This window comes from Sulfurisphaera tokodaii str. 7 (assembly GCF_000011205.1).
GTDB classification, from domain to species: Archaea; Thermoproteota; Thermoprotei_A; order Sulfolobales; family Sulfolobaceae; genus Sulfurisphaera; species Sulfurisphaera tokodaii.
Window position 1 is genome coordinate 936,293 of sequence record NC_003106.2, and the last position, 22,120, is coordinate 958,412.

General features: G+C 31.6%; 23 protein-coding genes, 1 tRNA gene and 1 pseudogene. 13 read left to right on the forward strand and 12 right to left on the reverse strand.

The window, feature by feature from the left end:
* Positions 1-22 precede the first annotated feature (22 nt).
* Entirely contained in the window at positions 23-1,063 is a 1,041-nt protein-coding gene (locus STK_RS05325; RefSeq protein WP_010978962.1) for a hypothetical protein, read from the forward strand.
* On the opposite strand, the gene sucD is transcribed toward STK_RS05325, so the two are convergent.
* The 4 genes from sucD to STK_RS05345 are packed head-to-tail and all read right to left on the reverse strand — an operon-like array spanning position 1,049 to position 4,600.
* Positions 1,049-1,897, reverse strand: a complete 849-nt coding sequence (gene sucD / locus STK_RS05330) for a succinate--CoA ligase subunit alpha (RefSeq protein WP_084742632.1) — start codon at positions 1,895-1,897, stop codon at positions 1,049-1,051. The two genes, STK_RS05325 and sucD, sit on opposite strands and share 15 nt — an antisense overlap.
* On the reverse strand, positions 1,894-2,907 hold the full coding sequence (locus tag STK_RS05335) for a succinate--CoA ligase subunit beta (RefSeq protein WP_052846447.1): 1,014 nt from the start codon (positions 2,905-2,907) through the stop codon (positions 1,894-1,896). The genes sucD and STK_RS05335 overlap by 4 nt, the downstream gene beginning before the upstream one ends.
* Positions 2,904-3,623, reverse strand: a complete 720-nt coding sequence (locus tag STK_RS05340; protein ID WP_052846929.1) for an endonuclease III domain-containing protein — start codon at positions 3,621-3,623, stop codon at positions 2,904-2,906. The genes STK_RS05335 and STK_RS05340 overlap by 4 nt, the downstream gene beginning before the upstream one ends.
* 8 nt (positions 3,624-3,631) lie before the next feature.
* Positions 3,632-4,600: a UDP-N-acetylglucosamine--N-acetylmuramyl-(pentapeptide) pyrophosphoryl-undecaprenol N-acetylglucosamine transferase gene (locus STK_RS05345; protein WP_010978966.1), complete on the reverse strand. Its 969-nt coding sequence runs from the start codon at positions 4,598-4,600 to the stop codon at positions 3,632-3,634.
* Positions 4,601-4,638: 38 nt separating this feature from the next.
* Here STK_RS05345 and thrS point away from each other — a divergent pair, with 38 nt between their 5' ends.
* The 3 genes from thrS (at position 4,639) to STK_RS05360 (ending at position 7,481) form a co-directional block, all read left to right on the forward strand.
* Positions 4,639-6,261: a threonine--tRNA ligase gene (thrS, locus tag STK_RS05350; RefSeq protein ID WP_010978967.1), complete on the forward strand. Its 1,623-nt coding sequence runs from the start codon at positions 4,639-4,641 to the stop codon at positions 6,259-6,261.
* Complete coding sequence (locus tag STK_RS05355) at positions 6,258-6,728, forward strand: methylated-DNA--[protein]-cysteine S-methyltransferase (RefSeq protein WP_010978968.1); 471 nt, start codon at positions 6,258-6,260, stop codon at positions 6,726-6,728. The genes thrS and STK_RS05355 overlap by 4 nt, the downstream gene beginning before the upstream one ends.
* 66 nt (positions 6,729-6,794) lie before the next feature.
* Entirely contained in the window at positions 6,795-7,481 is a 687-nt protein-coding gene (locus STK_RS05360) for a nucleotidyltransferase family protein (protein WP_010978969.1), read from the forward strand.
* Here STK_RS05360 and STK_RS05365 read toward each other — a convergent pair.
* Positions 7,468-7,662, reverse strand: coding sequence for a hypothetical protein (locus STK_RS05365; protein ID WP_069168187.1), 195 nt, complete (start codon positions 7,660-7,662; stop codon positions 7,468-7,470). The two genes, STK_RS05360 and STK_RS05365, sit on opposite strands and share 14 nt — an antisense overlap.
* 91 nt (positions 7,663-7,753) lie before the next feature.
* Between STK_RS05365 and STK_RS05370 the strand changes: the two genes are divergently transcribed.
* Positions 7,754-7,828: transfer RNA gene (locus STK_RS05370), tRNA-Thr, on the forward strand.
* 27 nt (positions 7,829-7,855) lie between these two features.
* Here STK_RS05370 and STK_RS14780 read toward each other — a convergent pair.
* Together STK_RS14780 and STK_RS15605 are read right to left on the reverse strand one after the other, a co-directional pair.
* Positions 7,856-7,942: a putative integrase gene (locus STK_RS14780; RefSeq protein ID WP_232616546.1), complete on the reverse strand. Its 87-nt coding sequence runs from the start codon at positions 7,940-7,942 to the stop codon at positions 7,856-7,858.
* Positions 7,943-8,197: 255 nt separating this feature from the next.
* The gene (locus tag STK_RS15605) at positions 8,198-8,356 is read right to left on the reverse strand and encodes a VP1/VP3 family protein (RefSeq protein ID WP_010978970.1); all 159 of its coding nucleotides are present in this window, start codon (positions 8,354-8,356) and stop codon (positions 8,198-8,200) included.
* Between the two features lie 975 nt (positions 8,357-9,331).
* On the opposite strand from STK_RS15605, the gene STK_RS05375 reads away from it, so the two are divergent.
* From STK_RS05375 to STK_RS05385, 3 genes and pseudogenes are all read left to right on the forward strand, one after another.
* On the forward strand, positions 9,332-10,630 hold the full coding sequence (locus STK_RS05375; protein WP_010978971.1) for a hypothetical protein: 1,299 nt from the start codon (positions 9,332-9,334) through the stop codon (positions 10,628-10,630).
* A 63-nt stretch (positions 10,631-10,693) separates the two neighbouring features.
* A pseudogene (locus tag STK_RS05380) lies at positions 10,694-11,162 on the forward strand (PaREP1 family protein).
* A gap of 807 nt (positions 11,163-11,969) precedes the next feature.
* Entirely contained in the window at positions 11,970-13,142 is a 1,173-nt protein-coding gene (locus STK_RS05385; RefSeq protein WP_010978973.1) for an FAD-dependent oxidoreductase, read from the forward strand.
* Here the strand turns inward: STK_RS05385 and STK_RS05390 are convergent.
* Together STK_RS05390 and treH2 are read right to left on the reverse strand one after the other, a co-directional pair.
* A complete protein-coding gene (locus tag STK_RS05390; protein WP_010978974.1) occupies positions 13,132-13,662 on the reverse strand; it encodes a hypothetical protein in 531 nt (176 codons plus the stop codon). The genes STK_RS05385 and STK_RS05390 overlap by 11 nt on opposite strands.
* A complete protein-coding gene (gene treH2 / locus STK_RS05395) occupies positions 13,634-15,454 on the reverse strand; it encodes an alpha,alpha-trehalase TreH2 (RefSeq protein ID WP_010978975.1) in 1,821 nt (606 codons plus the stop codon). The genes STK_RS05390 and treH2 overlap by 29 nt, the downstream gene beginning before the upstream one ends.
* On the opposite strand from treH2, the gene STK_RS05400 reads away from it, so the two are divergent.
* Positions 15,455-16,768 (forward strand): glycosyltransferase family 4 protein, encoded by a 1,314-nt coding sequence (locus STK_RS05400; RefSeq protein ID WP_010978976.1) that lies wholly within the window; start codon positions 15,455-15,457, stop codon positions 16,766-16,768. It abuts the gene before it with no gap.
* 31 nt (positions 16,769-16,799) lie between these two features.
* On the opposite strand, the gene STK_RS05405 is transcribed toward STK_RS05400, so the two are convergent.
* Positions 16,800-17,000, reverse strand: a complete 201-nt coding sequence (locus tag STK_RS05405; RefSeq protein ID WP_052846930.1) for a hypothetical protein — start codon at positions 16,998-17,000, stop codon at positions 16,800-16,802.
* Between the two features lie 144 nt (positions 17,001-17,144).
* On the opposite strand from STK_RS05405, the gene STK_RS05410 reads away from it, so the two are divergent.
* Positions 17,145-17,858 (forward strand): purine-nucleoside phosphorylase, encoded by a 714-nt coding sequence (locus tag STK_RS05410; RefSeq protein WP_010978977.1) that lies wholly within the window; start codon positions 17,145-17,147, stop codon positions 17,856-17,858.
* A gap of 1 nt (position 17,859) precedes the next feature.
* A complete protein-coding gene (locus STK_RS05415; RefSeq protein ID WP_010978978.1) occupies positions 17,860-19,059 on the forward strand; it encodes an HD domain-containing protein in 1,200 nt (399 codons plus the stop codon).
* Here the strand turns inward: STK_RS05415 and mvaD are convergent.
* Both mvaD and STK_RS05425 read right to left on the reverse strand, forming a co-directional pair.
* Entirely contained in the window at positions 19,043-20,023 is a 981-nt protein-coding gene (mvaD, locus tag STK_RS05420) for a diphosphomevalonate decarboxylase (RefSeq protein WP_052846449.1), read from the reverse strand. The two genes, STK_RS05415 and mvaD, sit on opposite strands and share 17 nt — an antisense overlap.
* Complete coding sequence (locus STK_RS05425) at positions 20,013-20,957, reverse strand: phosphomevalonate kinase (protein ID WP_010978980.1); 945 nt, start codon at positions 20,955-20,957, stop codon at positions 20,013-20,015. Before STK_RS05425 ends, mvaD begins: the two co-directional genes overlap by 11 nt.
* A gap of 38 nt (positions 20,958-20,995) precedes the next feature.
* Between STK_RS05425 and STK_RS05430 the strand changes: the two genes are divergently transcribed.
* Entirely contained in the window at positions 20,996-21,613 is a 618-nt protein-coding gene (locus STK_RS05430; RefSeq protein ID WP_052846450.1) for a hypothetical protein, read from the forward strand.
* 34 nt (positions 21,614-21,647) lie between these two features.
* Positions 21,648-21,932: a winged helix-turn-helix domain-containing protein gene (locus STK_RS05435; RefSeq protein ID WP_010978982.1), complete on the forward strand. Its 285-nt coding sequence runs from the start codon at positions 21,648-21,650 to the stop codon at positions 21,930-21,932.
* The last annotated feature ends 188 nt before the right edge of the window (positions 21,933-22,120 follow it).

Genomic DNA, 22,120 nt, shown 5'->3' on the forward strand with positions numbered 1-22,120 from the left:
CTTGATACCTATATTACTTAGCATGTCACTCTCCATCATTCTTTTCTCGTTCTTAATACCTGGTATGATTTTCTCCTATACTTTATATTCTTCTTCATATTATACGACACAGAATCAATATTTAATTTATATATACAATTTTAACATGACATGGGAGAATACAAGTTTTAATGTTCATGTAGTGAGTAACTTTACTACTCATACACCTCCGCTTCCGCCACACTCAAATATATCATCTTTTAATTTGAATGGAGTGCTTACCTATTACGATCTTTACTATAACCAGTACTATCTTCCAATTATCTCATTATTTACTAATTTCACTACTTCAACTTTCCCTATAAACAATGGCTCTGTTAGTATTCCTGTCATAAAGTTCTATTCTCCAGGTGGAAGTTACATTATTGTATCTTCTCAATATGGTTTCCCTATATTAATTTATAACAAAACTTTTGAAAATAATATCAAGTTCAATTTCAGTGTAAAATTAAACTTCGTAAAACCATTACCTAATTTTATAAAGACATACAATGTGTATAAAGTTAACTTAGACTATCTTTTCAAGGGTAATACCATACATAAAGAGGTTTATATAGTCTCTCCTCATGCTACATTCTCATATCACAACTTAAATATAGGGAATTTAACAGTAAGTGCTCTAAATATTTCTTCTCAAGGATATGCGACAGTAATTTTACCAATAGGTGAGTTTCCATGGGTAGAGCCTAGTGGTACAATATATGTAAATGGAACTGCATATTCTATAATAGTTCAAGAGAGTTCTGTGTATGGTAATATATTCTGGGAAACTACTTACAAATATGCTAATAAATCATTTCCTTTCATGGGCGTAATGATTGGTCACTATTATGTTCTCTTCTTCCCTAATGGCGGAAAAATATCTATAATTTTCTCCAATTTTAATCAAGGAGAAATTGTTGGAATAAAAGAATCAGTCATATCTTCATCTGATTCTTTCCCATCAGAGTATGTGTTAATAGTAGGATTTAGTGTAGTAATAGTTATAGCTATCGTAGTATTTATTAGATCAAGAAGAAAGTAACTTAGGTATTTCGTAAGGTGTTTTTGCAACTGGTATTCCAGCCTCTGTTAAAGCTTTTATTTTACTTTCAAATGTTCCCATACCCATATAAACTACCGCACCAGCATGACCCATTCTTTTTTCTCTTGGTGCTGTCATGCCTGCAATATATGCAACTATTTTTTTCTTTATCTTTCCTTCAGCTTTCATCTTTGCAACTCTCTCTTCCATTGTACCGCCAATTTCTCCTATCATTACTATACTTTCTGTTTCTGGGTCTTCTTCGAACATTTTTACAATCTCAATCATATCAGTTCCTATTATAGGATCTCCGCCAATTCCAATAACAGTAGATTGCCCATAATCTTTTTTCACCATTTCAGCTACTTCATATGTTAATGTTCCAGACCTAGATACGATACCAACTTTCCCTTTCTTAAAAGGTCTAGGTGGAAGAATTCCTATTAAGCTCTCTTCTGGAACTATTAGACCGGGGCAATTTGGACCAATAATTCTAGTCCCTTTTGTTTTAGCATATTTAACGATTTTCAACATATCAAGGACTGGTATGTGTTCTGTTATTACTACAACTAATTTTATTCCACCGTCAATTGCTTCGTAGATAGCATCTGGTGCATATTTTGCTGGTACAAATACTATACTTGCATCTATTTCGTGTTCTTTGAGGGCATCTTCAATAGTATCGTAAACTGGTACCCCATGAACAGTAGTTCCACCTTTGCCTGGACTTACTCCAGCAACAATTTTAGTTCCGTAAGTGAGCATTTGTTTGGTGTGGAACGAGCCTTCTTTACCGGTAATTCCCTGAACTAGTACTCTTGTGTTCCTATTTATGAGCGTAATGCATCACCTATGCAACTTAATGCATCAGTATAATATTTAATACCATTATCTTGAAGTATTTTCCTTCCTTGTTCTTCGTTTGTTCCCACAAGTCTTACATATATGGGTTTCTTTATTAAACTGTACGCATCAACTATTCCAAGTGCGACTTCATCACATTTTGTTATTCCTCCATAAATATTTATAATAATTTTCTTAACCTTAGGATTTGAACCAATCTTCAATACTGCTTCTTTAACTTTCTCTCTGTCTGCTCCACCACCAACATCATAGAAATCAGCTGGACTTCCCCCCATTAATTTAACCATATCCATGGTAGCCATAGTTAATCCAGCCCCATTACCTATAATCCCAATATCTCCATCTAACTCTACATAGGCATCTTTACTAGGTGATCTTCCAATTTTTTCTAATAGATCTTGGTGTCTAAATAATGCGTTATCTTCTAAAATTACTTTTGAATCTAAAGCATAAAGTCTTCCATCCACTGTGACAGCTAATGGGTTTATTTCAGCTAATTCAGCATCATATTCAGTAACCAATTTGTATAATCCTTTAATTATGGGTTCAAGACCCTTAACATTAAGATATTTTTCAATTTTAATAACATCATAAGATCTTACTCCTCTTTCAATTGGTATATGAAAAATTTTTACATTTTTGCTACTCTCTATATCGATTCCACCTTCTGGTGATGCTACAATAATAGGTTCTGCAACATCTCTATCTATTAATGCCGATAAGTAGATTTCTTTTTCATGCGGAATAAATTCTTCTACGAGGAATTTATTAACTCCTAACTTCATAAGCTCATTTATAGTCTCTTCAACATTTTCAGTTACTCTTACTAATCCTCTTTTTCCTCTTGCTCCTTCAAGTAGTTGAGATTTAACTACAGCTTTTCCTTCCCATTTTATTGGTTTATCTGTAACTATACCTTTTGGTACTGGGATTCCTACTTCCCTAAAAAGTTCCTTTCCTTCAAACTCGTAAAGTTTCAACTTTTCACCACATGTTTATAATATGCACACAAATCTTTAAATATGCAACTATTGCACTTCGGTTTACTTAAACAAAAAATTTTACCAATGGTAACTATTCCAGCATGAAAAAGTTTAAGTTTGTATACATCATCTTTTAAATAACTCTCAGCCAAAATTTTAGCTTCTTTTTTGCTTATTTTTTCACCTAAAATTCTGCTTAAAATCCTAGAAGCATATTCGGATCTTGGAAATACAGGAAGATTAGCTACAAAAAGTTGTAAAGATTCTGCAGTCTCGTCTCCTATTCCTTCAATTTCTTTCAAAGTTTTCTCATTCTTAACTATATTTTCTAGTCCTTTCTCTTTAACTATAGTTGCTAATTTCTTTAACCTTTTAGCCTTAGTCTTATAAAAATTAACTCCTTTAATAAGTTCTTCAATTTCTTCTTCTGATAAATTAGCCAATTTATCTAGTTTATTTAAACCTATTTGTCTCAGTCTTTCAATTACTTTTTTAACTATTTCCCACTTAGTCATTTGTACTAATATGGATGAAATTAAAATTTCATCAGCTGTCTTTAATCCGTCCCACCATTCAAACGAATTTACATCACTTACAATCCACCCAGCTTGTCTTAAGAGCTCTTTATTCTTCTCAAATTCTTGGATAAGTTTTTGAATTATCTTATCAGCACGCAGTGACGTCTTCATCTCATCAGTGTGCGCTCGTCTCATCACTAGTATTATTTCCTAGTTAGATCACTTAAAATTAAATCTACTAGTTTTTGCGTACCTATTTCATAATCCTTAGGTTTATGAGCTTTCTCTACTGCTTCAAGTAAAACCTCATCTGAATCCCAAGTAGATGGGTCATCTAGGAATGTTGCTCCTAATATTTCAGCATAAAGTCTACTATCTTCTTTTGTAGCAGCATAAATCCAAGATTTGTTATAAACTATAATTGTGGGTTTCTTATACATTACTACAGCTTCCATTGCTGTCTTACCTTGATGTGTTATAATTAGCTTAGCTTTGGCTATCCATTTTTCTATATCTGGATCGAAAGAGAAGAATTTCCAATTTGGCTTTTTGTCCTTATATATGCTTGGATCTATCTTTCCCGTTTGAACAATTACATTCTCTAATTCTAATTTAATAAGACGATCAAATAACTCCTTAAATCCTTGGCTTCCGGTTGTTACTAAGATATAATCTCCATCCTCTGCTTTATACTTAGGTTTTTCAACTATTGGGCCTACCACTATTCCTTTTTTAGGGTAGAGTTTTTTCTGTTCCTTCCAGTGTAAGAAAATTCCTTTTGAGAAATATGAGATTAGTCTAATTGCTTTTCCCTTAGTTACTATTCTATCCTGACTTTCAATACCGTAAATCTTTGCTCTTTTCAAATACTGTATGAACGATGGAATTAGGGAATGGTTTGAACCAGTAGCTATTACTACCTTATATTTCTCAATTTTACTTGATTGAGAGAGTATTTTGAAGATATTTTTCAAGAACTGCGTGTTTCCTTCACTAGGTTCTTTCCCCTTCTTGACATAGTATATTTTTCTTGCTAGATTCTTAATCATTTCTTCACTATTTTTGTCATTCTCTGGGATTACGAAATCTGGCTTAAAGGGTAAATATTCAGCTATTGCTCTTCCAAAACCAGTATGTCCTCCGCCACTTGCAATTATAAGTAATTCTGACACTAAAACTATTTTATTCGGTTAGATAAAAATACCTAACTATGGAAGAGTATAAAGGAGTATGGCTGAAGGCTGGTATAATCTATGCCTTAAATTTGGCCTCAAACGGGTTTAAACCCGTAGAAGTCGGTTTAGGTGAGAGAGATTTTTATGTTGATGTAGAAAGTGATACTACCTTAACATTAGATGAAGCTAAGAAATTTGCTACTTACAATCAATACTCCTATCAGTTAAAGGATGGATATATAGAATTTAATGGAAATAAGATTAAGGTATTAGGAGAGCCATCAAGCTTAGAACCAAAATATTTTGAAATACTTAATATTTCAGTTCATCATCCTTCTCCTAATGTTCAATACGTTAGAATAAGAGGCGTAGGATTTGAGAAAAAAGAGGAATTAGATCAATATTTAAAGTGGCTAGAAGAGGTATCAGAATACGATCACAGAATAATAGGAGAAAGACTGGATTTGTTTAGTTTTCCGGACGAGACTGCACCAGGTCTTGCTCTATTTCATTATAAAGGGCAAATAATAAGAAAAGAGTTGATGAAGTTTATGGAAGAAATAAATGAAAGTATGGGTTACCAAGAAGTATTTACAGCAGAGATATATAGATCAATTCTCTGGAAAACTAGTGGTCATTACGACTATTATAAGGATAAGATGGTTCTTTTTAAGATGGAGGATGAAGAACTAGGGCTTAAGCCAATGAATTGTCCAGCTCATATCTTAATATATAAATCTAAAACGAGAAGTTATAAAGATTTACCTATAAGGTTTTCAGAGTTTGGATTGGTTTTTAGGTGGGAGAAAAGAGGTGAGCTTTATGGATTACTAAGAGTTAGAGGATTTGTACAAGATGATGGGCATATATTCTTAACTGAAGATCAAATCAAAGATGAAGTAAAAATGTTAGTAAAGAAAACTATTGATGTTTTATCTATTTTTGGTTTTAAAGGTGATGATGTTAGGATTAACCTAAGTACAAGACCAGATGAAAGTATAGGAAGTGATGAATTATGGGAAAAGGCTACAAATGCTTTAGTTTCTGCCCTAAATGAGCTTGGGATAAAGTATATTGTGAAAGAAAAGGAAGGAGCATTTTATGGTCCTAAAATAGATTTCGATATAAGAGATAGTTTAGGTAGATGGTGGCAATTATCAACAATTCAAGTAGATTTCAATCTCCCAGAGAGATTTAAGTTAGAATATATAGACAAAGATGGGAGTAGAAAAAGACCAGTTATGATACATAGAGCTATTTATGGTTCCATAGAAAGATTTATGGCAATTCTATTAGAACATTTCAGAGGAAAATTACCTACGTGGCTCTCACCAGTTCAAGTTAGAATATTACCAATAAGTAAGGATGTGGAAGATTATGCCTTAAATCTACTCTCTAAGCTAAAGGAAAATAAGATAAGAGTAGAACTAGATATGTCTGATGAGACTTTATCAAAAAGGATTAAGAAGGCTTATGATGAAGGTGTTCCCTACATGATAATAGTAGGAAAGAAGGAGAGAGAAGAGGGTAAAGTAACTGTAAGAGGTAGGAATAATGTGGAAATAAGGGGAGTTAAGTTTGATGACTTTCTCAAGGCATTATTAGAGGAGATAAGAAATAGAGATTTGAACCAGAGTGCAATAAATAAATTAAAATGATAGTTTACGGTCTTTATAAAAGCCCTTTTGGTCCAATAACAGTAGCTAAAAATGAAAAAGGATTTGTTATGCTAGATTTTTGTGATTGTGCAGAGAGGAGTTCTCTTGATAATGATTATTTTACAGACTTCTTTTATAAATTAGACTTGTACTTTGAAGGGAAGAAGGTTGATCTAACAGAGCCTGTAGATTTTAAGCCTTTTAATGAATTTAGGATAAGAGTATTTAAAGAAGTAATGAGAATAAAGTGGGGTGAGGTAAGGACTTATAAGCAAGTGGCTGATGCTGTTAAGACCTCACCTAGAGCTGTTGGTACAGCGTTATCCAAAAATAATGTTCTATTAATAATACCATGTCATAGGGTTATAGGAGAAAAAAGCTTAGGTGGATATTCAAGAGGGGTAGAGTTAAAGAGAAAATTGCTTGAATTAGAAGGAATAGATGTGGCTAAATTCATAGAAAAATAATAAGAAAAAAGAGAATATTAGAGGACTCTGAAAAACTTTATTATTATAAAGAATTGTAGTAATTTAATGAAAGCTGTAATTTTAGCTGGAGGTTACGGTAAAAGATTAAGACCTTTAACTGATGATAAACCTAAACCCCTAGTAGAAGTTGCTGGAAAACCTATTATAGAATGGCAAATACATTGGTTAAAGAGTTTTGGTATTACTTCTTTCTTTGTGTTAGCTGGTTACAAAAAAGAAGCTCTCATTGAATGGATTTCAAAAAATCAACAAAGACTTAATGTGTCAATTGCTACATTAACAGAAGAAGAACCATTAGGTACCGGTGGTGCAATAAGAAGACTTAAAGATTTCATAAGTGATGATTTCATAGTTATAAATGGAGATATACTTACTAACATTGATATTAACAAGATGGTGTTAAAAGATTGTATTGTAGCTATAGCTCTAGTTCCTTTAAGGAGCCCATATGGTATTGTAAGTATAGATGACAATGGAAAAATAATACGTTTTGTCGAAAAACCCTTATTAAAAGAATACTGGATAAATGCTGGTGTTTACAAAATGAAACCAGAGGTTTTTGAATATTTACCGGAAAAAGGAGATATTGAAAAAATAACGTTTCCGTCTCTAGCTGAAAAAGGTTTACTTAAAGGAGTAACTTATGAAAACGTTTACTGGAGATCAATAGATACTATAAAAGATTATGAAGAAGCATCAGTAGAGATACCGGAAGTATTTAAGAAGTTATGATTTCCACATCATTATCACTATTTAACCATTTTTGTAAAGCTCCTTCAAGCCCTAGATCTCTTACATCCTTCATAAATTTCCTCCTTAAATCTGCTATTAAATCTTCACAGTCAATAGGCACGTTTTCCTCAATTACTTGAAATACGATATTTATTAGATTTGTTTTCTCTTTTGTGTCCATGTTTAATTCATCCCTTAAAATAAGGGGAGAGAAAAGTATAACTAATAAGAATTGCAAAAAACTTATATGCTGTAAGGTACAAATATTAAATGCCGCGGTAGCTCAGCCTGGCTAGAGCGTTGCCCTGGTAAGGCAAAGGTCCCGGGTTCAAATCCCGGCCGCGGCTTGTGGGGGATATCCCCACATCCCAAATTCAATTTTTCAATTTTAGGTAAGTTCCGACCATGTCAATTAAAGGACCCACATAAGTTTCCTTTACCTCACCGTTCACCGTTTCCAACTTATAGACATAATACCGACCTTTTCTTTCGCGTATAATATAGTCGCCATATTTATAACGCGTCTTTCGCCATCAGGTTATAGTTGCCAATTCGCATTTAAAAGCTTTAGCAACTCGTAAAATTTTGCTATCAAAATGTGTGTAGCTGAAAGAAGACGGCAAAGAATCCGTTGCTTTGCAAACGTTGCTTTGCAAAAAATCGAATTTCGGAAATCATTATAACTGGTAAAAATTGTAACAAGAAAACGGTTGTCTTTACTCCTTATAGATTTTGTAAGAGGCTACAGCGGGTACCAAAACTAAGATGTAAAACAACGTCACTAAGTTCAAAAATGTCACGTCAGTGCCAGTAACGCTTGGTGAAGTACCTGAAGTTAAGCTATTGACTTGACCGGTTATTACGGATAGTAACACTTCGCCGACAAGTATGAAGGTAAATAGGCCTATTAAAACCCCGATATTTGTGCCTTTAGTCTTTCTTAACTTTGTAAGAATACTAGACTCATCAATTCAAGTTTTAAGTTAGCATTTTTAACTCGTCCAAGTTCCGAATTCAGAAACTGAAATAATATGTCACGCAATGATAAAATTCTACGGAGTTAAACAAAGGGCATATGTCAAAAGTTACGGAAAACGATACGGATGAAAATATTTCCTAATAAAGTCATATACTGCAACTTTTGCAACTGTTCTGGGTATCTCTACCCATAATCCTGGAGAATTTAGCTTGACTAGAAGTGAAAAATCTGAAATTTTAGCGTCTTCGAGTAAATTACTTGAATGTGTTTAGATAGTGTCGTCATTTGCATATAAATTTATTAGATGGCTTTCTTTATAGAGAGTATAAATATTAAATTAGCATATTACTATGTGCTAAAAATTTGTAGAAGTATAAATAGCTCAGTGACGACACTATGTGTGTTTAGAAGAATAAATTTATTCTGTAAATTATTTAAGAAAATAGAATATTTATACTCTTTTATGTAATTGAGAATCTTAGTGATAGTATTTAATTTGTATAGCATTTATAGGAAAATCGTTACATTTTTACGTTACGTTAAATAAATGTAAGATATATTGTCTTATTAACTGAAAATTCCTTGTGATTAACGAAATAAAGTAAGGAAGTAAATTCAAAGTATTTATTAGTTAATGAGCAAATATTATAATTTTTTATGGTGAGGGAATTTCCTTAAACTACTATTTGTATATAAATTTATTAAATGAGATTTCTTTATAAGGAGTATAAATATTAAATTAGCATATTACTATGTTCTAAAAATTATAGAAATATAAATAGCTTAAGGACGACAATATCATCTTCGTACTCAATTAAAATCATCTTCAACTTTTTGAAGGATTTAAAAATATATTATTAAATCATAATTTGTGGTAAAGAAGATTTTATCAGTTATTATCTTTATTCTCTTCACGCTATCTTTATTACCACAAAGCCAGATTAACATATATATAGGTATTGGAGGTAGCGATTATGGATACGAATTTCCTCAAATGCCAATTACTGGAGTTAACTCCACCGTTATATACTATAATATTTCAGTCTCTGGTTCAAGTCCTTCTACTCAGCAAAATACTTGCATTTTAATAAACAAAACGCAAGTGTTTGTGCAAAACGTATTATGGTACTATGGAAAATATGAAAATCCAGAATGGGGAATAGAGATATGGTATCACGGATCACTTCAAATTGCATTTTATATGACTCCAACAATAACTGGCAATAAATATACTTTAATTACCTTGTGGAATTATAACAAAAGCGGGGTATTGATTACCTTTTATTTATCTAACGGAACGGAAACTTTTAACGAGACATATTACATCCCCGGTAAATATAATGGTCTCTTTAACATACAAGGAACAGTTATAGTAGGCTACGGTAACGGTGCAACTGCTTATCTTGCTCCTGGTTTTAACGTTTCCATTTCAACTACTGTAGAAATACACGGTAAATGGTATACTCCTCCAGTAATTTTCAGTGGACTTCCTAACACGGGTGAAAATGCAGTTTGTGGAAGAGCTTATTTAAGCACGAATAATCGCGTTTTCGTAGTTTACAACAACACTAACGGTAAGCAAATATTTGAATTACAGTTCTTAGCCTTACCGAGTGTTATAATTTTTGGAGATGAGGCTATAGTGTTTCCATTTGACAGTCTTTGGGAAATCAAATATCCTAACGGTAGTGTGTCTTTCTTTGTTAACGAAACTAAATACGTAGAAGGAGCTATTGTTTGTCCTTATGGTATAACTAATTTACCATATCAATCTAATATACCTAACGTTACACACTTCAAGTTAGAAAAGAAATATCATGTAGTTTACGATAATTACAGTTTTTGGGTTCCACAGAAGGAATATGTGTTTATTCTTATTAACAACTCGTACGTACCTATTCTAATAGATAATTCTACAACAATTAGCAACTCGTCAAATACAGCTGTTCCGACTGCAACTACCACTGTAACTCAAACTTCAGTAACTACTGTAACTTCTTTCATCACTGTTACTCATAACTCTTATATTACTATCCATGAAATAACAACAGTAACAACTACAGTTTTTAAGAACGTATATAATTCATCAGAGTTTTACATAGAAGAAATAATATTGTTATTAATAATATTAGGATTAGTTCTTTACTTATTGATTAGGAATAAAAAATAGAATTTATAAACGGATTTAAGAAGTATAATCTAGTTTATTAAACCTTGTGATTAAATTGATGTTGTGGAGGAGCTTATTAAGAAAGTTGAGGAAAAAAGCATCAATGTTGAAGACTTAATAATTTTAGCACTATCTAAAGTTGATCCAAACGAAGGAGTTAAAATAAGGTTAGAATTAGCTGAGAAGTATCTATTTGAGGCTAAGGATTATCTTTCTAAAGGAGACGTTATTCAAGCGTCTGAAAAGGCTTATAAGACAGCTGAAGAGATTGTCAAAGCGTTAACTGAAAAATCAACTTACCAGAATATTAACAAGCAATTAAAGAGGAGAGATGGTATACTTATAATCTTGGCCATGCTGCAGCAAAACTATCTTTAAAACTAGGTGACTGGGCTAAAGTGGGATAAAATTCAGCTTATGTCTTACATGTTTGGGGATTTATGAGGCTAAATTCTATTTGGATACTGTTAAAATAATGATCTCTGATGTAGAACGAATAATAAGAGAGGCTAGAAAAGTCATTATATCCTAATCTAATCTAAAAAGTAAAGACCTAACACCACTTATGGGATAACCGTATATATTTACTTATTACGTTAAAAATATATTAAGAAAGATCTCTCTTACTGGCTGAAAATTTCTTTTTGATAAGCGATATGATTAAGTTTGATTTTAAAGAGTATACTAATTCATTAGCAAATACTATATTATTTTTTATGGTAAGAGCATATTTCCTTGAGTACTATAAGTATTACTCGCAAGAATTATTTAATTAACCTAATTTTGATTATATTAAGTAAAATTATATAAAATTAAAATTTAAAGGTATCTCTCTAGATATTTAGATTAACAATAATAACGTTATTATATTTTTAATAAAAATAAAAATGCAGTATATTTAACACTAAAGTTATTTTTTGACTTTGGGCTACATCCTGATATTTAACTTTAATGTGTAATATCAATCTTTGTATTACTATAACGTATTTTTAATTTTCTATGCTTTATTGCTACAATATTTATTTCATCGAAGTTCAAATTGCATTCTTAATAAACAGAAGCAAATCTTTCTTTATATCTATTTTCAATATAGAATTCATTTATTTTCTAGTATTTTTATTAAAACATACCTATTTAATGATTTAGAAAATAAGTGGATAGTATATCCTTTCTATCTAGGATATAGTAAATAACTTAAAATCATTTTATAAAAATTTTTGTAATTGAAATTTTTAATTTTTTGTGAAAGTAGTATATTTGTATTTTATGAATTTAAACCTTTTGGCCAACTCTCAATATAAAAAATTTCATTAAACTTTGTTAAACTAAAAATTTACATATGAAGAATATTGTTATCATAGGTGGCGGAATAGGAGGAATGGGTGTTGCTACTACACTAGCTCAAAAACTCAAAAACGCTAATATAACTGTAGTAAACAAGGAGGATTTCTATTTTGCTGGCCCTAGCAGACCATTGATTTTAACTGGAGAGCAGAGATATAGTAGGATAATTAGAGGTTACGAAGAAGTTGGAAAATTAGGAATAAATGTAGTTATTGGTAATGTTTACAAGATAGACCCAGATAATAGAAAGGTGTACCTGTCAGATTCGTCTTTTAATTCCACTAGGGAAATTTCTTACGACTATTTAGTTTTGTCTCCAGGTATTGTTTTTGATGGTAGTAAAATAACTGGTTATGATAAGTACTGGTGGAAGAATACAACAGTCTATGATCCAGGAAGAGTTAATGTTCTTAAGCAAAGATTGTGGACAGCTGAAAAAGGAACAGTTGTAGTTTATGCACCTAAGGCACCCTACAGATGTGCTCCAGCACCAACTGAGACTGCGATGTTAGCACACACTATCCTTTCTTATAGGGGCGTTAGGAACAAGTTTAGAATAATTCACATAGATGCTAATGACAAAACACAACCACCAGTTATTGCTGATGTTATAAAACAGATTTATGAAAAAGCTGGAATAGAATTAGTTACAAACCAAGAGATAGTCGAAATTGGTGAAAATTATGTTGTAACAAAGTCTGGAGAAAAGTATAACTATGATATTTTAGCAATGCTTGAACCTAACAAAGTCCCAAGATTTATTGAAGAATCAGGTTTGGGTTCACCTTTTGCAGACGTTAGGAGTCCTCAAGATTTGAGAACTCCTAAATATGATGATATCCTAGTTGTTGGTGATGCTGCAAAGTTACCGTTCCCTAAGAACCAAGAAATAGCGTTTGAAAGCTCACAATTTGCTGCAAATAAGATCTTAGAAATGGAAGGAGTAAGTGAAAAAGTCTCAGTCCAATATGCATTCGTAGGCTGGGCTTATGTAGGTAATTTAGAAGGTAAATTAGAGACTTACAGTTTGCAGTTCCAGCTAGATTTAACTAAACAACCTCCAGCAGCTGCAAAAGATCCAGTAATGAAGAGAGAGTATACCCTACAGAAAGATAATTGGGAGCAAGCATATCTTTCAAGATTGTTTAACTATAAAGTCATTGAATAGAGAAAAGATATTTTTTTGTATAAATTCTCAGTTCTTTTAATTTCATTTTATCTATATTATCTATTATCTCTTCTATTTTCTTTCTATCAGTAGAAGGAAGAGAAGAGAAAATGTTTTCTCTTTCATTTTCACCTTTTTCAGTCAATTTTAATATTCCTTTCCTAGAAAAAATAAATTGATTTTTTATAAGAGATTCCAGCCTAGCGTTTATCCTATAACTATATATGAAGTAAGTTTTTCCCCATCTAAAAATAAATAATGGCTCTTGCACGTGAAACTTCTTACTCAAATAATCATAAATGAAAAATGAGGAGACGAATAACTTGTACTTATGAGTTTCTTGTAACATGGACATGAGTATTAAGTTGTCTAGTGTAAAATCATAATTTGCTGATTTCTCTTCAATAAACTTTTCACCGTGAGAAGCAATATATTTCAGTAAGTAGTAAGCAGATTCGCAAGAGCCATATTTCTCTATTTCTTCTATTGCCTCATTTATTAGTTGTAATATTTTCTGCATTTAATTTCTCCTCTAATTCGATTATACTTAAAATTATACCCGCATGAGGAAATGAATGAGGAAAATTACCTCTTGCCTCACAGTTTTTCTGATCAATATGCTCTCCTAGTAGCTTTAGTGAATTACTACATTTATCTAATTTCTCTAATAGTCTTATTGCATCTTCAACTTTGTTTAATCTAATATAAACTCTTGCCATCCATGGAGTTACTAAAGCAAACGGATGAACTACACTACCTAAGAAATCTTTTTTATATCTTAAATAAAGTCCATCCTCTATTTTTAATTCGCTTTCTATTCTTTTAAGTGTGTTTAAGAATATTTTATCATTAGCATCAACGAAGTCATATAATGGTAATGTCAATAATGCAGAATCAATTTCATCTCCGCCATAATATCTTACAAAACTCCCTTCTACTATACCGTGTCTCATTATGTCTTCTTTAATTTCATTAGCTACACTTTTCCATTCCTCTGCTTCTTTTTTATATCCTAATGCCTCAGCTAATTTATAAGCCCTATCTAACGCAACCCAAGACATGACTTTTGTATGTACATAATGTCTTGTTACTCCTCTCTCTTCCCAAATGTCTGTACTTGGTTCTCTCCAATAAGATTTTACCCATGTTGCAATAGCTTCTATTGCCCAATAATTGCTATTAATATATTCATCATCTTGAGTTTCTTTATAATATTCATGAAGAGTATGCATAAATGCGCCTTCAATATCCATTTGAATTTGTAAATAAGCAGCGTTTCCTACTCTCACTGGTTTTGAATTTTTAAAACCTGATAACCAATCAAGATTTTCTTCAGCTGGTGGAGGTGTTCCATCAATAGTATAAAATGGATGATCAAAACTTTTAGATGAAGGATCTATTACACTTATTATAAAATCCAGAGATCGTCTAGCCTGTGTTAATAAGTTCGCTTTTATTAATGCTTCTGTAGCGTAAGAAGCATCTCTTATCCATACATATCTATAATCCCAATTCCTTTCCATACCGATTATTTCTGGTAAGGATGTGGTAGGAGAAGCAATTATTCCTCCGGAGGGTCTATATAGTAATCCTAAAAGAACGGATATAGATCTATAATATATATCCTTAAACCTCTCCATTTTTCTTATTCTTTTAGCTCTACTCAACTCTTTTTCACTGAGTGCAATGAGTTTTGAAAAAGCTTCATATGGTCTTGAGTACACGAACCCTTTTTGGCTAAATAATCCGTATCTTAAATCCTTTGAATAGAGTAAGTAAAGGTATCCTTTTCCGGGCTTTATAATCAGCTTGTAAGGACTAATAATTTCATAATTACCGTAGACTAGTAGTTCTATCCCTTCTTTTGATAGAGGGTTTCTATATATGACCCCATCTTTTACAATTTCTGTTCCAGCATTTATCAAACCGTAGTTAAAAACCGGTAAAATATTTACTTCTAATGGAAGTTCAGTATCATAAAGTCTTATAATTGCTGGTAGTGAGATAGGTAAGAAGTCAATAACCATTGATTTTAAGTCATTTTTCTTAAATGTTGTCTTTAAGATAAGTGAATATCCTATATATTCTTCTTGAATTTTATTATATTCTATGGGTTTTACTGAGAAATATCCGCCTTTCTCGCTGTCTAATATTTTTGTGAATATAGACTGAGAGTCAAATCTAGGTACTGGGAACCAATCTATACTTCCTTGTGATTCTAACGCTGAAGTTATCCCATTAGATAAGAATGCATAGTTCACGGAGGCATAATACTCTAAAAACTTTATAAATATAAGCGGAAAATTTTTCATATGTTTTCTGTCGCTATAAACACTCAAACACCACCAATTAGATTTAGATATACATATAGGGATTTGGTTGATAAGTATGGATTTCTCTCATTTCCCATTGACGTTTCTTTACTTGATCCATCAGATTATTACATATCTGTAGGCGGAGTAGCAAAGATGATGCTTGCACTAAGTAAAAAATTTAATAAGACTAGATGGGTTTCACTAGGTCCAGGTTATCCACCAGAAGTTAAATATAAAGATTTAAATATATATTTTGTAGATTTAAACCCTAAAGATTTACAAGGTTATACTAGATTTAAAGAGGGAATTTATAATGAGGCACATGGATTATCTAAATATGACATTCAGCCAGAGGACTATATTGCTTATGCAACTTATAATTGGTTGTCAGCTCAAAAATTATTAGAGTTTTACAAGGACACTGATATTTATTTTATTAATGATTTTCAGCAACTTCTTATTGGCGGAATTATAGGACCTTCAGCACCCGCTGTTTTATGGTATCATATACCATTTGTCCCAGAATATTTATCGCATAAGATGAGAGAATTTCTAATTAGGACTTTTGAAGGTTTTGATGGTGTTATAGTAAGTACAAAAAGAGACTTAGAAGGTATGTTAAGGGCAGGAATTAAGGGAAGAGTAAAGCAAGTTTATCCCTTCATCGATCCTCAAGAATATAGGAAAGTATCGGGACAAGAAGTTATGAAAGTCAGAGAAAAATATGGGATAAAAGGAGATGAAAAAATAGTTACAGTAGTAGCTAGAATGGATCCTATGAAAAGCCAAGATGTAGCTATACAAGCAATGAAATATGTAAATGATGCTAAATTACTTTTAGTCGGAAATGGTAGTTTTACTAGTGGAGCCTTAGGTACTGGAAAAGCTAATATATGGGCTAAGAAATTACAAGCTTTAGCTGAACAGATTAACGTTAAAGATAAAGTAGTTTTCACTGGCTATGTTCCAGATGAAGAACTATATGCAATATATGAAGCTTCAGACGTTATAGTCTTACCTTCTAACATTGAAGGATTTGGACTTACTGTATGTGAAGGATGGGTATATGGTAAGCCAGCCATTGTAAGTAGTGGAGCGGGTATCAGTGAGTTAATTATAGATGGTGGAAACGGATTTGTTTTCAAAAGAGGTGATTATCAAGATCTAGCTGATAAGTTGAATACTGTTCTTAAAGATCCAGATAAATATTCTTTAGGTAAAGAAACACTTAGGAAATGTTCTGTTGATTCCAGTTATGATTACTTGAAAGAAGTATTTATAGATGTTATGAAAGATTACGGAAAAATATAGCTTTGATCATCGGGGGGATTTAGTAAAATAACTATTTACTCTCAGTAGGTTTAATAGTAATAGTACCAGATTCTTCATCCACTTGTAATAAATATTTAGTTCCATGTTTTTCTATCATAGACTTTGGTATATATAGATTTAATGGTAGTGTATAGTATTCATATTCGTAAGTCTTCCCCCTCACAGTCTTTTTTCCTACTAATCTTTTTGCTTCAACTACTCTCTCTTTCATAAGATGAAATATTACTTCTGTGTTTTTAAACCTTATTCCAAATCTTTCTAACATTTTAATATTACTGTTTATACTTGTTAAGTAGATGATGAGCGCCGGCTGTAATGATTAATGATATAAAATTTCTTGGCTGATATATTTTCTGTGAACCCAGTTCACATACTTGCCAAGAAAGGGGATATAGCTGAAAAAGTTATTATAGCTGGCGATCCTAGCAGAGTCAAGAGCCTTTCTAAATTTTTAGAGGAACCTCAACTTGTAAATGAAAATAGAGGTTTTTTAATCTACACCGGTAAGTACAAGGGAGAAAGAATAAGTATAGCTACTCATGGAATTGGTGGTCCATCAATAGCAATAGTTTTAGAAGAATTAACTATGTTAGGAGGGAGGATATTTATCAGATACGGTACATCTGGTGCTTTAGTTCCAGAGGTTAATATTGGAGATTATGTTATAGTTACTGGTGCTTCCTATAATCCTTCAAGCTTAGTTTACCAATACTTTAAAGAACAAGCTTGTGTTTCAGCTACTCCAGATTTCGAAATAACCATGGCTTTATACAACTCTTTTAAGAACAAGGGGTTAAAGTTCCATTTAGGTAATGTATTTAGTAGTGATGCTTTTTACGCTGAAGATGAAGACTTTGCAAAGAAATGGTCAGAGAGAGGAAATATAGCCGTTGAAATGGAGTGTGCTACCTTATTTATGTTAAGTAAATTAAGGAAAATTAGGAGTGGCGCCGTAGTTATAATCAGTGATAGTTTAGTCAAAGGAGGATGGATTAGTAAAGATGAATTGGAGAAGAAAGTTAGTGATGGTGCAATAGCTATTTTAGATGCCTTAATTAATATAACTTAATATGAAGATTATAAGAGATCCTATACACGGTTACATAGAAGTTCCAGATGATATCTTACCAGTAATTTCTTCTCCCTTTTTTCAGCGATTAAGGTTTATTTCACAAACTGGTTTAGCATACATGGTTTATCCAGGAATGAGACATACTAGATTTGAGCATAGTTTAGGAGCAATGCACTTAGCTAAGGAGTTTCTTCATTACATTTCCAGTAACAGTAAGATAGATTTTTTAACTGAAGATTATGCTAAATTAATCTCCCTTTCGGCCTTATTGCATGATATTGGTCATGTAGCATTTTCTCACACTTTTGAGTCAGCCTTACAAGTTACTAGAGACGTTTATAAAGAGAAAATCGAGTACTATGGGAAAGAAACTCATGTAAAATATGGTTTAAGGCTAATTTCTAAGTACTCTTACTTAATCGATAAAATTGGTAAGAATAGTAATATTTCAGATCCTGTTAAATTTATGATTAATGTTATTGGTAGTAACCCCACTAATGAAGAAGAGAAGTTTGCTTTACAGATAATATCTAACTTTGTTGATGCTGATAGGGGAGACTATTTATTAAGGGATTCTTATTATGCAGGAGTAGGTTATGGAAGTTATGATATAGAAAGATTAAAAAGAGTTTTAGTTTATGTTGACGGAAAAATAGCGATATTAAAGAAGGCTATTCCAATAGTTGAGCAATTTCTCCTAGCTAGAATGTATATGTTTAAGAATGTTTATTTTCATAGTGTTGTCGGAATGTATAATGCTATTCTTTCTCATGCAATTTCAAAGTTAATTAGACAAAATAAAATAGATCTTAATAAAATAGAAGAAATTACAGATTATAAAATATTAAATATGATAGAAGAGACAGAATTCAAACAACCTATACTCTATAGAAGTGGATATAAAAGAATTAAAAAAGATCTAACACAAGAATGTTCTAATGTTATAGATAAAGAAGAATTAATGGAACTTATGAGAGAAACTGAAGGTAAAATAATATATTATGAATTCTTTGACGTCCCATATAAGGAGGAAAATGAGGCCATATATATTTACGATGAAGGCAAGCTTTCTCCTCTCTCACAATTCTCTAATCTCATAACAGCAATAAGAGACTTAAAGAAGGCGATAATAGTATATCATCATAGTATGGAGGATAAAATGAGAAAATATTATGAAAAACTTAAAGAAGCTTGTTAACTTTTGGTCCACTTCCCACTTTAGAGATAATTATCTTATTAACACCTATGGAATTGAGAAATCTTATCACTTCGTCCTTGTATTTTTCAGTAGTAAAAATATGAGGATTTGGCCCAGCATCAAAAGTATATCCTGCTTTTCCAAACTCTTGAATCCATTCCATAATTTTTAGTGATGTATCGTTCAAGTAAAAGAAGGATGGCCATGAATCTAAGATAACTGCATGCATACTGTTACTATGTCTCATTAACCAATAGTAGAACTCTTTCTCGTTCCTTTCCTCTATACTTTTAATTACTTTAGGTAATGTTTCTTCTATAAATTTTAGCCTACATTTCATTAAATTTGATGTCTTAGCAGTAATTATCATTCCTTCTCTAGAAGAGATTTTCTTACTCTTTTCACTCACAATTGCAATAATATCTACCAGTTCTTTCCAGTGGTTTTCTGGGAAAAGTGAGTAGCAGTAAGAATCTTCACCATCATCTCTTTCTCCCTTCTCCCATAGTACAAACCCTCCAGCAGTACTTCTACAAGCACTACCAGAACCAATTCTTGCAATTTTTGATAATTCTTTCTGTGATAAACCTAACTCTAAAGCTTCATTAGTAGCATAAACTAACGCAGCTATCCCTGCGGCTGAAGAAGCTAATCCAGTAGATTTAGGAAAATTACTCCATGATTCCACTTTAGCGTAAATTTCTTTACCATATAACTTTCTAAATATATTTAAAACTCTACCACTATATTCTTTCACTTCTTCATCTTTTGCCCTTTCCCCATTAATATAAACCTCGTCTTTTGTAAATTCTTTTGAGAAAGTTATTTTAGTCTTAACCTCTAATCCAGATAAAGTTACAGAAAGTGAGGAGTTTAATGGTAAGTTTAATTCCTCATTTCTTTTACCCCAGTATTTTATAATTGCAATATTTGAAGGAGCTATGGCTTCAGCTTCAAGCCTCAATTCTTAAACCCTCATCCTCTTTTAACTCTATAACTATAACGTTTTCTTTTTCCCACTTTTCTTTCACCTTTGATAAATCTTTACCTAAAACAAATACTGATTCTCCTCCTGCTCCAGGGGATAAAGCAATTAATGCGTCATTTTCAGCCATTTCTATCAATCTTCTTATCTTCTCATTTTCTATCTCTACACCAACTATTTTTTTAGCTAAACCATTTAGAAATCTTCTAGCAAGTTTCACGTGTTCTATGGCTTCCTCAATTTTACCTAATTTTATAAGTTTTATTGCCATTATGTTTTCCTCGTCAATGTATTTCATTACTTTCTTAAACTCCTCGTTATTGCTTTTTTCAATAAACTTAGCTACAGAGTTTACAGTACTGAAGCTTTCACCTATGAAACCTAAGAGCATTTCATAGTTTCCTATCTTAAGGGGTTCAATTACACTATCTACTTTCTCTATATCATAAAATCTTCTATAAACTATTGAACCATAAACAGCTGAGGCTATATCAAAACCGCTCCCAATACCTTTTTGCCTAATATAATTTGCTTTCTGTGCTAATTTATAGATTTCATCTTTGTTTAAATTCTTGAATAAGTAATAATAAATACAAGCAGTCAAAGCTACAGTTGATGCTGAGGAACTTCCTAAACCAGTTTTTTTACCATGTATCTGAAAATCTTTATCGTTAAATAACTTCACATGGAATGGGGGTAAGCTTCCGAACTTTTCTTTAAAAACTGTAATTACACTTTCGATTAATTCGTTTCCTTTATCTTTGAAAGTACCGTATGTTGTTTCAAAAATGAAATTGTTAGAACTTTTTATGTCGCATCTTACTCTTTTATTTATTGCTATAACGTGTGAAATCCCGCCAAATACTACTGAATAACTGCCAATCCATAATATTTTACCCGGAGCAGATATCACATGATGAATTTTTTAGCTTTATTTTATTTTTGTCTCTCATGGAATTCTTAAATAAAAGGGACAGATTAGTTTTAACTACCATATCTCAATCTGGACCAGCTGGAATTGATGCTTCTACATTAATATCTTTATTATCACCTTTGATGACTAAAGAAAGTATTATGAGAAGTATCGAGGAACTGATAATAAAAGATTTAGTTAAAGTTACAAATTTAGGTCAAGGAGAAGTTAGGTACGTGTCTTCTAAGAACGTACGTGATGCTATGATAAACCTAGATATTCAAAGATTAAAAATAGCTGAATATGTTAAGGAGCTAAATACTAAGAAAGATGAAATTTTGAAGTTACAAGATAAGAATCAACAAATAGAACAATTAAGGAATATTGTATTAGAAGGATTATCAATTATATCTATAGGATTAATTAATCTATATAATTCAATGCCAGAGTTAACTATTCCTGAGTATGTAGAATCTATTCAACCTCTAATTGAGGTAATGGAAAAATTATATAAATTAGTTCAAAAATCGTATACAAAAGAAGAAACAGATGCTATTTTGAAAATAATAGAGAAGTACAGGGGTGAAAAAGATTATAGAATATTAAAAGAAATGTTAGAAAAAGAAGAAATGAGTCAAAAAGACAAGTCTATATAAATCTTTTTAAGTGATGATTCTAATATAAAATTGTATGAGGTCCAAGAGAGATAAGTTTGATATAGTTGCAGATATATTAGAAAATATTAAAGACGGGCGTAACTCTAAATCAGCGTTAATGAAAAATGCTAATTTGAGCTTTTCTATTCTAAAAAAATATATTGATTACCTAGAAAAAAATGGATATGTAGAGGAGAAAGATGGATCATATGTTATAACTGATAAAGGTCTAGCACTATTAGATAGATTAAATAAAGTTAGAAACCTAGAATTTCAATTAGCAGAGCTTATTAATGAGTTATCTAAAGAATTATTATAATGGTAAATCAAATTTATGAGCTGTTATTTGTAGGTTTATTGACATCGATTATAAATATAATTCTCCAATATTTCGTACTAAAAGTAAAGTTTAAAAAATAGAGAGTGAATGGATTACATTAAAATCTATCGCCTCATTATCTTCTTTTAAAAATTACTTAGATGTAGTCTCAGCTGATGAAGCTCAAG